The sequence below is a fragment of the Caulobacter hibisci genome, from assembly GCF_016135805.1.
GTDB lineage: Bacteria > Pseudomonadota > Alphaproteobacteria > Caulobacterales > Caulobacteraceae > Caulobacter > Caulobacter hibisci.
The window spans coordinates 26,369-38,953 of the sequence record NZ_JADWOX010000018.1 but is presented as its reverse complement, the minus strand read 5'-3'; the positions used below and the strand labels follow the sequence as shown (position 1 = coordinate 38,953).

General features: G+C 70.3%; 11 protein-coding genes. 6 read left to right on the top strand and 5 right to left on the bottom strand.

The features are described from left to right. Window positions 1–59: 59 nt before the first annotated feature. Together hflK and hflC are read left to right on the top strand one after the other, a co-directional pair. Window positions 60–1,151, top strand: coding sequence for an FtsH protease activity modulator HflK (hflK, locus tag I4Q42_RS20535; protein ID WP_198577956.1), 1,092 nt, complete (start codon window positions 60–62; stop codon window positions 1,149–1,151). After that, window positions 1,148–2,002 carry a protease modulator HflC gene (hflC, locus tag I4Q42_RS20530; protein ID WP_198577955.1) on the top strand — a complete coding sequence of 285 codons (855 nt, stop codon included), beginning with the start codon at window positions 1,148–1,150 and terminating at the stop codon, window positions 2,000–2,002. Before hflK ends, hflC begins: the two co-directional genes overlap by 4 nt. Before the next feature lie 185 nt (window positions 2,003–2,187). On the opposite strand, the gene spbR is transcribed toward hflC, so the two are convergent. Continuing rightward, window positions 2,188–3,321, bottom strand: coding sequence for a pole-localized protein SpbR (gene spbR / locus I4Q42_RS20525; RefSeq protein ID WP_198577954.1), 1,134 nt, complete (start codon window positions 3,319–3,321; stop codon window positions 2,188–2,190). Between the two features lie 159 nt (window positions 3,322–3,480). On the opposite strand from spbR, the gene I4Q42_RS20520 reads away from it, so the two are divergent. Both I4Q42_RS20520 and I4Q42_RS20515 read left to right on the top strand, forming a co-directional pair. Continuing rightward, window positions 3,481–5,292 (top strand): ATP-binding protein, encoded by a 1,812-nt coding sequence (locus tag I4Q42_RS20520; RefSeq protein ID WP_198577953.1) that lies wholly within the window; start codon window positions 3,481–3,483, stop codon window positions 5,290–5,292. A 64-nt stretch (window positions 5,293–5,356) separates the two neighbouring features. Continuing rightward, complete coding sequence (locus I4Q42_RS20515; protein WP_198577952.1) at window positions 5,357–6,523, top strand: CaiB/BaiF CoA transferase family protein; 1,167 nt, start codon at window positions 5,357–5,359, stop codon at window positions 6,521–6,523. On the opposite strand, the gene I4Q42_RS20510 is transcribed toward I4Q42_RS20515, so the two are convergent. Next, a complete protein-coding gene (locus I4Q42_RS20510; RefSeq protein ID WP_198577951.1) occupies window positions 6,520–7,395 on the bottom strand; it encodes a transglycosylase SLT domain-containing protein in 876 nt (291 codons plus the stop codon). The two genes, I4Q42_RS20515 and I4Q42_RS20510, sit on opposite strands and share 4 nt — an antisense overlap. A 198-nt stretch (window positions 7,396–7,593) precedes the next feature. On the opposite strand from I4Q42_RS20510, the gene I4Q42_RS20505 reads away from it, so the two are divergent. Then, on the top strand, window positions 7,594–8,322 hold the full coding sequence (locus I4Q42_RS20505) for an energy transducer TonB (protein WP_198577950.1): 729 nt from the start codon (window positions 7,594–7,596) through the stop codon (window positions 8,320–8,322). Between the two features lie 54 nt (window positions 8,323–8,376). Here I4Q42_RS20505 and I4Q42_RS20500 read toward each other — a convergent pair whose 3' ends face one another. Both I4Q42_RS20500 and I4Q42_RS20495 read right to left on the bottom strand, forming a co-directional pair. Then, window positions 8,377–9,540, bottom strand: coding sequence for an acyl-CoA dehydrogenase family protein (locus tag I4Q42_RS20500; protein ID WP_198577949.1), 1,164 nt, complete (start codon window positions 9,538–9,540; stop codon window positions 8,377–8,379). A gap of 31 nt (window positions 9,541–9,571) precedes the next feature. Beyond that, window positions 9,572–10,585: an NAD(P)/FAD-dependent oxidoreductase gene (locus tag I4Q42_RS20495; RefSeq protein ID WP_198577948.1), complete on the bottom strand. Its 1,014-nt coding sequence runs from the start codon at window positions 10,583–10,585 to the stop codon at window positions 9,572–9,574. Between the two features lie 198 nt (window positions 10,586–10,783). Between I4Q42_RS20495 and I4Q42_RS20490 the strand changes: the two genes are divergently transcribed. After that, complete coding sequence (locus I4Q42_RS20490) at window positions 10,784–11,191, top strand: helix-turn-helix domain-containing protein (RefSeq protein WP_110122149.1); 408 nt, start codon at window positions 10,784–10,786, stop codon at window positions 11,189–11,191. Window positions 11,192–11,276: 85 nt separating this feature from the next. Here I4Q42_RS20490 and I4Q42_RS20485 read toward each other — a convergent pair whose 3' ends face one another. Next, window positions 11,277–12,584 (bottom strand): carbohydrate porin, encoded by a 1,308-nt coding sequence (locus tag I4Q42_RS20485; protein WP_198577947.1) that lies wholly within the window; start codon window positions 12,582–12,584, stop codon window positions 11,277–11,279. Between the last annotated feature and the right edge of the window lies 1 nt (window position 12,585).

Sequence of the window (12,585 nt, the reverse complement as noted above, 5' to 3'; positions counted from 1 at the left end):
AAGGAGGTTGCCCGCAACCTCCGCCAACAAGAACGAGCGACGGGAAGACAGCGCCGCCCATGCCCTGGAACGACAACGCCGGACCCGGCCCCTGGGGCTCGCCCCCCTCGGGCGACGACAAGAACGACGGCGGACGCAAGTCCGACCCGACCCGCCGTCCCTCCGGCCCGCCCGGCGTTCCGCCGCCGCCGATCGACGTCAACGATCTGGTCGAGCGCGTCAGCGCCCGCCTGCGCGAGACCTTCGGCGGCCCCGGTCGCGGCAAGGCGATCGCCCTGGGCGCCAGCGCCGTGGTCGGCCTTTGGCTGCTGTCGGGGACCTATGTGGTCCAGCCCAACCAGCAGGGCGTGGTCACCACCTTCGGCGCCTACAGCCGCACCAGCGACCCGGGCCTGCGCTATCGCCTGCCCTGGCCGATCGAGACCGTCGAGCGCGTGCCCGTCACCTCGATCCAGACCCTGGACGTCGGCGGCGTGCCCGGCGCCGAGGTGCCGGCCGAACGCCTGATGCTGACGGGCGACGAGAACATCGTCGACCTGTCCTTCACCGTGCAGTGGAGCGTGTCGGACGCCGGCAAGTTCGTGTTCAACGTCCGCGAGCCCAACGGCGTGATCAAGGACGTGGCCGAAAGCGCCATGCGCGAGGTGGTGGGCAAGACCCCCCTCACCCCGATCCTCACCAACGGTCGCGGCCAGGTCGAGACCCAGACCCGCGCCCTGATGCAGCAGACCCTCGACCGCTACAACATCGGGGTCCGCATCGAGGGCGTTCGCATCCAGGTGGCCACCACGCCCGGTCCGGTGCTCGACGCCTTCCGCGACGTCCAGCGCGCCGCCCAGAACGCCCAGTCGGCCGCCAACATCGCCCGCGGCGAGGCCGCCCAGGTGATCCAGCAGGCCAAGGGCTATCGCGAGCAGGTGGTGCGCGAGGCCGCCGGCGACGCGGCCCGCTTCAACCAGGTCTACGAGCAGTACAAGCTGGCCCCCGGCGTCACCCGCGAGCGGCTCTATATCGAGACGATGCAGCGCGTGCTGGCCAAGTCCAACAAGGTGATCGTCGACAGCAAGGGCGCCAACGCCCCGGTGATCCTGCCGTCAGACACCTTCCGTCCGCGCGTCGCCCCCGCGCCCGTCGAGGGAGCCGCCCGATGAGCCGCATCCGCAATCCCAGCACCCCGCTGATCGCCGCCGGCGTGGCCGCCGTCGGCGCCCTGTTCGTGCTCTCGACCACCGTCTACCAGGTCGACCAGCGCCAGCAGGCCCTGGTGGTGCGCTTCGGCGATCCGGTGCGCGTGGTCCTCGCGCCCGGCCTTCACCTGAAGGCGCCGATCGACAAGGTGCTGCGCTTCGACAAGCGCAACATCGACATCGCCGCCAACCAGGAAGAGGTCACCGCCGCCGACCAGGAGAAGCTGGTCGTCGACGCCTTCGTCCGCTACCGCATCTCCGATCCGCGCCAGTTCTACCGCAAGCTCGGCCGCGAAAGCGTGGCCCGCGACCGGCTGGACCGCATCGTCAACGCCGCCCTGCGCGAACAGATCGGCCGGCGCAATTCGGAAGACGTGATCGCCGGCAAGCGCGGCGAGATCATGGAGGACATCCGCATCGAGGTGGCCCGCCAGGTCGCCGCCTCGCAGCTGGGGCTCGAGATCATCGACGTCCGCATCAAGCGCGCCGACCTGCCCGAGCCGAACCAGCAGGCGGTGTTCGAGCGCATGCAGACGGCCCGCAAGCAGGAGGCGGCCGAGCTGCGCGCCATCGGCGACCAGCAGCGCCGCGAGATCGTCGCCACCGCCTACGAGGAGGCCGAGAAGATCCGCGGCGCGGCCGACGCCCAACGCGCCCAGCTGTTCGCCTCCAGCTTCGGCCGCGACCCGTCCTTCGCCGCCTTCTACCGCTCGATGCAGGCCTATGAACACGCCCTGGGCCAGGGCGACACGACCCTGGTGCTGTCGCCCGACAGCGCCTTCTTCAAGTATTTCGACAAGGGTCCGGCGGGGTGATTCCTGGCCCGATCCCTCTCCCCTTGCGGGAGAGGGTGGCCTGCGAAGCAGGTCGGGTGAGGGGTCGAAAGCCCTGTCCGCCACGACGGCGGAACGACCTGATGCGGAGGCTGAAGGTTCTGAGAAACCCCTCATCCGACGGCCTTCGGCCGCCACCTTCTCCCGCAAGGGGAGAAGGAAGTCCCCTACCCCGCGGCGCGGGCCTTGAAGCCGGCCAGGCGGTCGAGCTTGTCGAGCAGGTAGTCGTGCTCGTCGCGCGAGACGGCCTGGGACGAGGTCAGGAAGCGCTGGAGCATGTGCTCCTGGAAGCGTTCGCGCTCGCCGGGGCGACCGTCGAACTCCATGCCGTGATAGGCGTCGACCCCGGCGCGGAAGGCCGGGAACAGGCGCGACGGCAGGCCGGCACGCTCGTAGATGGCCTTCAGGCCCAGGGCGCCGGCGTCGTGCACCATCAGCCAGGTACGGTGATGCGGCACGCCGGCCAGCTCGGCCACGCCCCACTCGAAGAAGGTCATGTGGCCCTGGGCCAGGGCCCGCAGCAGCAGCGACGGCGTCAGCCGCTCGGCGCGATGCAGGTGGGCGACGAAGGCCTGCGGGTCGGCGGTGCGGCCGGCCTGGTCCACTAGGTCGATCGTGGCTCGCTCCTTGGCGCCGACGATGATCTCCAGCGTCCGCTCGGCCGACAGGGCGTGATGGTCGAGGATGTGCTCGCGCAGCTGGTCGCCGACCATGTCGATCAGGCGCTCGGTCACCGCCAACGGCAGCACCGAGCGATAGGCCACGGCCTTGAGCACGGTCTCCGACTTGGCGAAGCGGTCCAGCGCCTTTTGCAGGGCGAGGTCGGAGAAACGGGCGTTGTCGTTGGCGCAGGCGGTGGCGACGACCTCTTCCGAGGCCTGGTCGACCAGCAGGCCGGTGATCTTGCTCGACAGCTTGGGCCGGCGGGCGATGGCCATCTGGCGGATCGGCCCGCCCAGGCGGACGATCTCGGCCAGGTCGTTGTCGTTGAACACCGGCGAGAAGCTGATGATCGGAAGCGACACGCTCTCGACGTCGCGGGCCAGGCGATTGGCGACGTCGGGCGGCAGCAGCGGCGAGGTCTTCAGGGTGACGGCGAGAGCCCGGCGCACCAGCTCGGCGGCGTCGGCGGCCATCACGCGCAGGATTTCCTGCGCCTGCTGGCGCTCGTCCTCGCCCAGGTCGGCGCGGTCGATCTTGCGGCACAGCTTGTGAGCGGCCAGCGCGCGCTCGTCGGGCGTCGCGCCCTTCACGAGCATGCGGATGTCGTCGGTGGTGAGAGCGGCGCGGGTGGTGGCCATGGGGCCTGGCCTTCTGCGGATTGTCGGTCGAATCAAAGGATGTGCGGTTAGGCTTAACGATTGTTTGCCCTGAAAGCCGCCCGAATTAACGATATGCCGTAACCGGCCGCAAACCGTGACCACGTAGCGTCCTCGCCTGACTGTCCGAGGATACGATTCTTGCTCGCCGAGCGCCGAACCCAAGACCTGACCAGGCCCGGGGCCGACACCGTGCTCGCGCTCGACGTGCAGACGGCCCTGCTGCCTTACGCCCTGGCCATCTTCGCCGTAAGCCTGCCGTTCTTTGTCTGGGCCGGGTCGTTCGCCAAGAACGCCGTCTGGATGTCGCTGAGCTTCGTGCTGTTCGCGATCAACTGGGGCGTGTTCTACGGGATCACCAACTGGCTGAAGACCCCCGCCGCCGAGAACCTGAACCGTCGCCTGCGGCTTCAGGTCGCGGGCGGATTGCTGTGGGCGATCGCGGTCGTGCAGATGTCGGCCTTCGCCGAGGGCGCCGGACCGGCGCGCGAGCCGATGCTCCTGCTCGCTGCCGCCGCCGGCATGGTCTGCATCTTCTTCGCCGCGCCGGTGCTGCAATGCCTGCTGATCGTCGCGCCGATCGCCGCCGCCGGCCCCTTGGTCGCGCTGTTCAGCCATCCCGAAAGCCGCAATGTCGGCGTCATGGCCTGGGGCGGCCTGGCCCTGGCCATGGCCATGGCCCTGATCGTCAACCGCATGCTGCGCCGGCAGCACGCCCTGGCGGTGACCCACGAGGCGCTGGTCGAGGAGCGCCTGCGCGTGCTCGAGGACGCCGAGCGCACGGCCCGCTCCAAGTCCGACATCGTCGCCACCCTCAGCCACGAGATCCGCAACGGCCTGACCGGCGTCACCCACGTGCTGGCCGCCGCCGCCGGCAAGGGCGGCCGCGCCGCGCCGTCGCGCGAGCAGCTCAACGCCGCCCTCGACGCCGCCCAGGACCTGATCGCGGTGCTGAACGCCACCCTCGACTCCGAGACCGCCGAATCCGGCCGCCTGGCCGTCGAGACCCAGGCCTTCGAGCCCGTCCGCCTGGTCCGCGACCTGGCCCTGCTGGAACGCCCCCACGCCCTGGCCAAGGGGCTGGAGCTGGCCGTCCATGTCGATCCGTCGCTGGAGCACCGTCTCCTCGGCGCGGCCATGGCCGACGCCATGCGCACCCGCCAGATCATCGCCAACCTGATCGGCAACGCGGTGAAATACACCGTTCGCGGCCGGGTCGAGGTGCGGATCGAGGCGCGCGGCGAGCGCATCGCCATCGAAGTGGCCGACACCGGCCCCGGCCTGTCGGCCGAAGAGCTGAACCAGGCCTTCGAGCCCTTCCGCCGGATCGAGCGCACCGGCGCCGGCGTCAACGGCGCGGGCCTTGGCCTGTCGCTGTCGCGCCAGCTGGCCAAGCTGATGGGCGGCGCCCTGGAGACCAGCAGCGCCCTGGGCGTCGGCAGCTGCTTCACCCTGCTCCTGCCCTACGACGCCGCCGCCCCCTGCCCGCAGGAACCGGTGGAAGAGACCCTGGCCGCCGCCGAGGCCGCCGCCCCCGACGTCCAGCGCAGCCTGCGCGTGCTGATCGCCGAGGACGACGCCCTGAACGCGGCCATGCTGCGCGCCATCCTCGAACAGCTGGGCCACCAGGTGGTCCACGCCCAGAACGGCCGTCGCGCCGTCGACCTGGCCAAGGTCTGCGAGTTCGACCTGCTGATGCTCGACGGCCGCATGCCGGTGCTCGACGGTCCCGAGACCGCCGCCGAGATCCGCGCCATGCCGGGCTCCAACGGCCAGATGCCGATCATCGCCGTGATCGGCGGCGACGCCGACGAGGCCCGCGAGTGCACCGAGGCCGGCGCCGACACCGTGCTGCGCAAGCCGGTCAGCGTGGCGGGCGTGGCCCGCGCCGTGGCCGACGCCGCCGCCCTCACCCGCAATCCTCGCTCGGAAGGCGCGCGCGGGGCGGCCTAGAAGCCTTCCCAACAAGCGTTCGACCGCCCATCCTGCCCGCAACTAGAAAAGCGGGAGGAAGCGGATGCTGCGGGACCTCAAGGTCGTCGAGCTGGCCACCTACATCGCCGCCCCAGGCGCGGCCGGGATCATGGCCGACTGGGGCGCGCAGGTGATCAAGGTCGAGTCGCCCGAGGGCGACCCGATGCGCGGCTTCTTCGACACGATCGGCTCGGACCAGGCCGCCAATCCGGTCTTCGAGCTCGACAACCGCGGCAAGCGCTCGGTCGTCCTCGACATCCGCAGCCCGGCCGGCGCGCAGGCCCTCAAGCGCCTGGTCGCCACCGCCGACATCTTCCTGACCAATGTCCGCCCCGCCGCCCTGCGCCGCGTGGGCCTCGACCACGAGACCCTGCGGGCCGCCTTCCCGACGCTGATCTACTGCAGCCTGACCGGCTACGGCCTCACGGGGCCCGACGCCGACAAGCCGGGCATGGACGTGGCCGCCTTCTGGTCGCGGGCCGGGGTCGGGGCGATCACCGCGCCCAAGGGCTCCGAGCCCTTCCCGATCCGCACCGGCATGGGCGACCACGTCACCTCCCTGGCCACGGTCTCGGCGATCCTGGCCGCCGTGCACGAACGCCATCGCACCGGCGTCGGGCGGCTGGTCGAGACCTCGCTGCTGCGCACCGGCGCCTACGCCATCGGCTCGGACCTGGCGATCCAGCTACGGCTGGGCAAGCTGGCCTCCACCCGCCCCCGCCGCGACGCCGTGCAGCCCCTGGCCAACTTCTTCCAGACCCGCGACGGGCGCTGGATCTGCCTGCTGGCCCGCCAGGGCGGGACCGACTGGCCCAGGATCGCCGCCGCCGTCGGCAAGCCCGAACTGGTCGACGACCCGCGCTTCTCCGGCGCCCGAGCCCGGCGCGAGAACACCGCCGCCCTGGTCGACATCCTCGACGAAGCGTTCGGCGCGATGGACTACGACACGGCCGCCGCCGCCCTCGACACCGGCGACCTCACCTGGGCGCCGTGGCAGACGCCGCGCGACCTGGCCGACGACCCGCAGGCGGCCGCTGCAGGCTGCTTCGTTGAAACGCCCGACGGCTTCCGCTCGCCGGCCGCGCCGGCCCGGTTCTCGGACGTGGAGGACGGGTCGCGCAAAGCGGCGCCGGCGCTGGGAGCCCATACGGCGGAGGTGCTGGCGGAGCTGGGCTATTCCGAGGCGGAGATCGCGGCGATGGCGGGCTAGCGCGCGCTGCCGCCCGACGAGCCGGTGTTGGCGTCCGACAGCATGCGCAGCATCTCGGCCGAGAACAGGCTGTTGGCGACGCGGCTGGTCCCGCTGCCGTCCGAGCGCCCGGCGCCGAAGGCGCCGTCGAAGCCCTGCGAGCCGCGCAGCACCAGGTCGACGACGGCCTGCTGCTGCTGGATGCGGTCGAGGCGACGGCCGGAGGCGTACTGGACGAAGCCCTCAGCGCTTTCCGGCTGGGCCTCGCGCGCCACCGGCGCGGGGACCCCGCCGCCGCCAGCGGACTTGGTTAGGTTGGCATAGACCTCGCCGACCGTGGCGGCGCGACCGTCGCGATAGAAGATCGAGCGGTTGGCGGCGGCCGCTTCCGGGAACATGGAGGCGGCGCTGGCGCCGGGACTGTTGCTGGCGGCCTCGATCAGCCGGGCTGAGCCCTTCGGACCCAGGAAGTGGGCGGCGTAGAGCTCGCCCGAGGTCGGCGAACGGCCGACGCGGCCGCGCAGGTAGGAGGCGTGGTCCGAGGCCAGCTCGCCGGCCATCAGCGAGGCGGCATGCGGATCAAGCTTGAGGCCCAGCACGGCCTTGCGGGCCTCGTCGCCGGCCACCCGGTACTTGCCGTCCGAGCCCTGCTGGATCAGGTCGGCATAGCGGGCGTAGCCGTACTTGGCGCCATGCTTCTTCAGCGTGGACAGCCAGGTCTGATCGACGAACTGGAAGAGGCCCGAAGCCGAGGAGGTGCGCGCCTTGGCGGCCGGATTGTAGCCGCTCTCGCGCTTGGCGGTGCCCATCAGGAACGTGAAGTCGACCCCGGTCGCGCTGGAAGCGCGCTGGATCGCCGACTCGACGACGTTGCGGATGGACTGGACGGCCATACGCGAATGTCTGAACGAGCATGGTTAACGCGTGCTTAACCACGTTTAACGCGCCCCGCCCTGCGCGCTCTGGCCGCACCCCGACCATAGTCCAAGCGACAAAATATCACGTTCGTAATTTTATATGTTTACAGACGTAAATTCGCGTGGGAGCGTCAGGACGTCGACACCGGTCGACGCCGCTTCACGGAGGTCGCCATGATCGCCCAACCCGCCGACTTCAACCCGCGCATCGCCGGCCTGGACCGCGACGACAAGCGCAAGCTCTCCAAGGGCATGATCATCGCCCTGGCGCTGTCGGGCGCGGCGCACGTGGCGGTTCTGGCCTATGTCGCCGTCCAGAAGTACGGCGGCCTGCCCGAGCGGATCGAACCGGATACGACCCTGATCGCGCCGATCTACACGCCGCCGAAGCCGCCCCCTCCCCCGCCGCCGGAGAAGGCCGAACGCATACCGCCCAAGGCCAGCAATCCGCTGCCGATCCGCGAGCCCGTCCCCACCACCCAGACCCAGACCGAGCCGCTGGTCACGACGATCCCGAAGGACCCGGGTCCGTTCAAGCCCAGCGAACCGGTGACGACGATCGACGGTCCTCCGTCGCCGCCCGCGCCGCCGACCGCGGCGCCGAAGGTCATCACCCGGGCGACGTGGCTGAGGATGCCCAGCGCCGACGACATGTCGCGCTACTACCCCGAAAGCGCCCAGCGGCGCGGGGTCTCGGGCGGGGCGACGCTGAACTGCGCGGTCACGGCCAAGGGCACTGTGCAGAACTGCATGGTGATCGATGAAAACCCGGCCAGCGAGGGCTTCGGCTCGGCGGCCCTGAAGCTGGCGCGGTTCTTCAAGATGAAGCCGCAGCTCGAGAACGGCCAGGCGGTCGACGGCGCGCAGGTTCGGATCCCCATCCGCTTCAACGCCGCAGACTAAGCCCGGCCGCCGGCGCCCGCTCCCTGCGTATCCTGGGGGCGGGCGTTGGGGTTTTCAGTAGCTCTTGGGCAGGCCCAGCACGCGCTCGGCGATGAAGTTGAGGATCATCTCACGGCTGACCGGCGCGATGCGGGCGATCATGGCCTCGCGGAAATAGCGCTCGACGTCGTATTCCTTGGCGTAGCCCATGCCGCCGTGAGCCAGCACCGAGGCCTCGCAGGCGGTGAAGCCGGCTTCCGCGCCCAGGTACTTGGCGGCGTTGGCCTCGGCCCCGCAGTCCTTGCCCGCGTCGTAGAGGGCCGCAGCCTTGAAGGCGAGCAGATTGGCCGCCTCCAGCTCCGCCCACGACTTGGCCAGCGGATGGGCCACGCCCTGGTTCTGGCCGATCGGCCGGCCGAACACCACGCGCTCCTTGGCGTAGGTCGTCGCCTTGGCCAGGGCCGCACGGCCCAGGCCGATGGCCTCGACGGCGAACAGCACCCGCTCGGGGTTCAGGCCGTGCAGCAGGTACTGGAAGCCCTTGCCCTCCTCGCCCACCAGGTCCTCCTGGGGCACGAACAGGTCCTCGATGAAGAGCATGTTACACTCGACAGCCTTGCGGCCCATCTTCGGGATCGGCTTGGCCTCGATCTTCTCGCGGTCGGTGTAGAACAGCGACAGCCCGCCGGTCGGTTTGGCGCACTGATCCTTCGGGGTGGTGCGGGCGATGATCAGGATCTTGTTGGCCCGCTGGGCGCCGGTCGTCCAGATCTTGCGGCCGTTCAGGCGATAGCCGCCGTCGACCTTCTCGGCCCGGGTCTCGAGGCTGGACGTGTCGAGGCCCGAATTGGGCTCGGTGACCGCGAAGCACATCTTGTCCTCGCCGGAGATCAGGCGCGGCAGCAGGCGTTCACGCTGCTCGTCCGTGCCGAACTTCACCAGCGGCATCGGGCCGAAGATGTTGAGGTGAATGGCGCTGGCGCCGGAAAAGCCCGCGCCCGACTGGGCGACGGTCTGCATCATCACGGCGGCCTCGGTCAGGCCCAGGCCCGCGCCACCGACGCTTTCCGGCATGGCCACGCCCAGCCAGCCGCCCTCGGCGATGGCGGCCACGAATTCCTCGGGGAAGTTTCCGGTCTCGTCGGTCCGCCGCCAGTACTCGTCGTCGAAGGCGGCGCACACCTTGGCCACGCCTTCGCGGATCGCTTCCTGCTCTTCGGTCAGCCAGAAACCGGCCATGTCGTCCCTTCCCTGCGCTTGGTCTTGTTTTCTAGCCTTCGAACCGTTGCGGCAGGAAGGCGGCCGCGTCCTCTCCGGGATCGGCGCCCGTCAGATACGCCGCGACCATGTCGGCCACAAGCGGAGCTAGCAGCCAGCCGTTGCGGCGCGCCCCGGCCGCCAGGATCACCCCAGGCGCGCGGCTCTCGCCCACCCGCGGCAGGCCGTCCGGCGTCGTCGCCCGCACGCCGACCTCGATCTCGACCGAAGCTCCGGCAAGGTCCGGCCGCAGCCGCACGGCGGCGGCGCGCAGCGGCTCGACCACCGCCGGATCGGCCTCGCGGTCGTCGCGCCCGGCTTCCATCGTCGCCCCGATCGCCGGCCGTGCGCCCGGCGCGACATAGACGCCCTGGCCGCGCAGGACCGGTCCCTCGGCCAGGGGGGCGTCGAGACGCAGGATCTGGCCCTTGATCGGCGTCAATACGGCCAGCTCCGGCGCCAGTCCCTTCCCGCCCGCGCCTGTGGCGACGACCAGGGCGTCGAAGGGCGACACGGCGCCGTCGTCCAGGCTCAGCCGGCCATCGGCGAACGCCGTCACGGCGCGCGCCTCGAAGACTGCGCCCGCCGTCTCGGCCGCGTCGCGCAGGATCGCCAGGGTCTGGCGGGCGTCGAGCTTCCAGTCCTCGTCGCTGAACAGGCCTTCGGGGGTGCGGGAAAAGCGTGCGCCGGCCTCGACCAGGGCGGCCTCGACCTCGGCCAGGAACGCAGGCTCGCCCTCGACCGTAAGGCCTCGGCGGTCGATGGCGACGCCCAGTTCGGCCGCGAACGCCTCCCAGCGCCGGCGGCCCCGGCGCAGCACCGGCAGGTGGCCGCGCGAGACCGGATCGAACACCGCCTCGGCGGCCGGAGCCAGCATGCCGGCGGCGACTCCCGACGCGTTGTCGCCCGGCGCCGCCGGGTCGAACACCGTGACCGCGAACCCGCGCCTGGAGAGAATCAGCGCCGTCGCCGAGCCGAAAGCGCCGGCCCCGGCCACCGCGACACGCGCGCCTGACTGCAAAATCATGGGCGGCAAACACCGCCAGGCGGCCGAAAGGTCAAGTCAGAAAGCTTTTGCGTCGGCGAGACGACCTTTTCCGGCGGCATTTGTGTCGAGTTCGCGACATGCGACGTCGTGGCGACGTGACGGAATACGATCAGCGGTCTATTCTACAGATTAAACAACCGCACCACGTGCATCGCGGTCCGCCGAGGACGAGACAGAATGACCCAGAAGCCCGCCGTCGATCCTGCCCATCCCGTCGACATCTATGTGGGCGCCCGCATGCGGATCCGGCGCAAGGTGCTCGGCCTGAGCCAGACGCAGCTCGCCGACGCCCTGGGCATCACCTTCCAGCAGATCCAGAAATACGAGCGCGGCGCCAACCGTATCAGCGCCAGCAAGCTCTATGACGCCGCCCGCCTGCTGCAGTCGCCGGTGTCCTACTTCTTTGAAGGCCTGGACGAGACCGACAACGGCGAGGACGACGGCGTCGCCCAGCGCATGACCCAGTTCGTGGCCACGCCCGAAGGCCTGGAACTGGCCGACCTGTTCCCCCGCCTCGGCGATCGCCGCCTGCGCCGCCGCGTGGTCGACCTGGTCAAGGCGATGGTGGACGACGATCCGGCGTAAGCCGGCTCGATCTCGCACTTCAGTCAAAGCAACGCCTTCCTGGTTCACGGCCAGGAAGGCGTTTCCGTTTGGGGCGGGGCTCTCGTCAGAGCGCCGCTCTCAAGGTCAGCCCGCCCACCCAGGCGTCCGGGATCACGCCGGTTGCGCCGGGCCGGTGGATGAACTGCAGGTTCGGCCGCACCACCAGCCAGCCCGTCGCCTGGGCGGCGTAGAAGGCCTCGACCGAGCTCTCGCTGGTCTGCACGCCGCTCCAGTTTCCGGTCAGGGTCGCTCGCTCGCGCTGGGCGTCCTCGAGCCGTTCGTTGACCCGCACATAGGCGACGGCCAGCCCGGCCTTGTCCTTGGGCCGGCTGGCGAAGGGCGCGGTGCGCATTAGGCCCGCGCTGTAGAAGTGGCTGTAGCGCGCCGTCGAACGGTCGAAGGCCAGGGCGTTGGCGAAGACGCTGAGCGCCGCCGGTCCCTTTCTCCAGACCATCTGCTCGCCCATCGCCCAGGCGCCCCAGCGGCTGTCTTCCAGGGCCGGACTCGTGCCGTTCAGCACATAGGAGCGGCCCAGGGCGTCGCTGTAGACGTTCGAGCGCTCGGCCGTCTCGTAGTAGCCACCCACGTGATAGAAGCCCGGCAGGCTTCCGGCACCCCTATCGGGCTTGCTCCAGCCGATCTCTACGGGCAGCAGAACGCCATTGGAGTCGATGGCCAGGTTCCAGCCCTTGTTCTCCAGCACGCGATAGGCATTGACCTCGTAGACGCCGGCCGTGACCGTCCAGTCCTTGGCCGGCCGCAGCCGCGCCCGAGCCGCCCAGCGCGGCGCCGGATAGCCCGAGAAGCCGCTGTTATAGAGTAGCGCCGGCGAGCGCGGGCAGAAGGCGAAGTTCTGGAAATTGCAGTTCAGGGCCGAAGAGCCGAAGTCGTCGCCGGTGTGCATCAAGCCGGCCTTCACATTGAATTTGTCGCCGGCAAAGCCCTGCGCCCAGGTCAGTTCCGAGATCCGGAAGTCCATGCCCGCGCCGTAGAGCTCCTGGACCATGAAGAGGTTGCCGATCCCCTCGGTCGAGAGGTTGCGGCCGGTGCGCTCCTCGACGGCGATATTGACCACCGCCCCTTCGATCCCGGCCAGCTTGTTCATGTCGAGCACCGCGCGGGCGTTCAGCTCCTGCGTATAGCCGCCGACGCCGCCGCCCTCCTTGCCGCCCGACAGGGTCAGGGCGCTTTCGGAGGCGTAGCCAAGACTTAGGGTCACCCCCTTGGCCTTCAGCCGCGAGCGCAGCCCACCCCAGTCGCCGCTCAGGGTGGAGCGGACCTTCCAGTCCTGGCTCTGTTGGGCGGGCTCGGCCGCCTGGGCGACGCCGGCGAACGTCAGCATCGAGGCGGCCAGCATCAGGATCCGGGTCATG

Excerpts from the sequence above, each read along its gene's own strand:
- I4Q42_RS20500 (WP_198577949.1), bottom strand. The coding sequence starts at position 9,540 with ATGGCCGGTTTCTGGCTGACCGAAGAGCAGGAAGCGATCCGCGAAGGC.
- I4Q42_RS20510 (WP_198577951.1), bottom strand. The coding sequence starts at position 7,395 with ATGGCCGTCCAGTCCATCCGCAACGTCGTCGAGTCGGCGATCCAGCGC.
- hflC (WP_198577955.1), top strand. The coding sequence starts at position 1,148 with ATGAGCCGCATCCGCAATCCCAGCACCCCGCTGATCGCCGCCGGCGTG.
- spbR (WP_198577954.1), bottom strand. The coding sequence starts at position 3,321 with ATGGCCACCACCCGCGCCGCTCTCACCACCGACGACATCCGCATGCTC.
- I4Q42_RS20485 (WP_198577947.1), bottom strand. The coding sequence starts at position 12,584 with ATGACCCGGATCCTGATGCTGGCCGCCTCGATGCTGACGTTCGCCGGC.
- I4Q42_RS20495 (WP_198577948.1), bottom strand. The coding sequence starts at position 10,585 with ATGATTTTGCAGTCAGGCGCGCGTGTCGCGGTGGCCGGGGCCGGCGCT.
- I4Q42_RS20490 (WP_110122149.1), top strand. The coding sequence starts at position 10,784 with ATGACCCAGAAGCCCGCCGTCGATCCTGCCCATCCCGTCGACATCTAT.
- hflK (WP_198577956.1), top strand. The coding sequence starts at position 60 with ATGCCCTGGAACGACAACGCCGGACCCGGCCCCTGGGGCTCGCCCCCC.
- I4Q42_RS20505 (WP_198577950.1), top strand. The coding sequence starts at position 7,594 with ATGATCGCCCAACCCGCCGACTTCAACCCGCGCATCGCCGGCCTGGAC.
- I4Q42_RS20515 (WP_198577952.1), top strand. The coding sequence starts at position 5,357 with ATGCTGCGGGACCTCAAGGTCGTCGAGCTGGCCACCTACATCGCCGCC.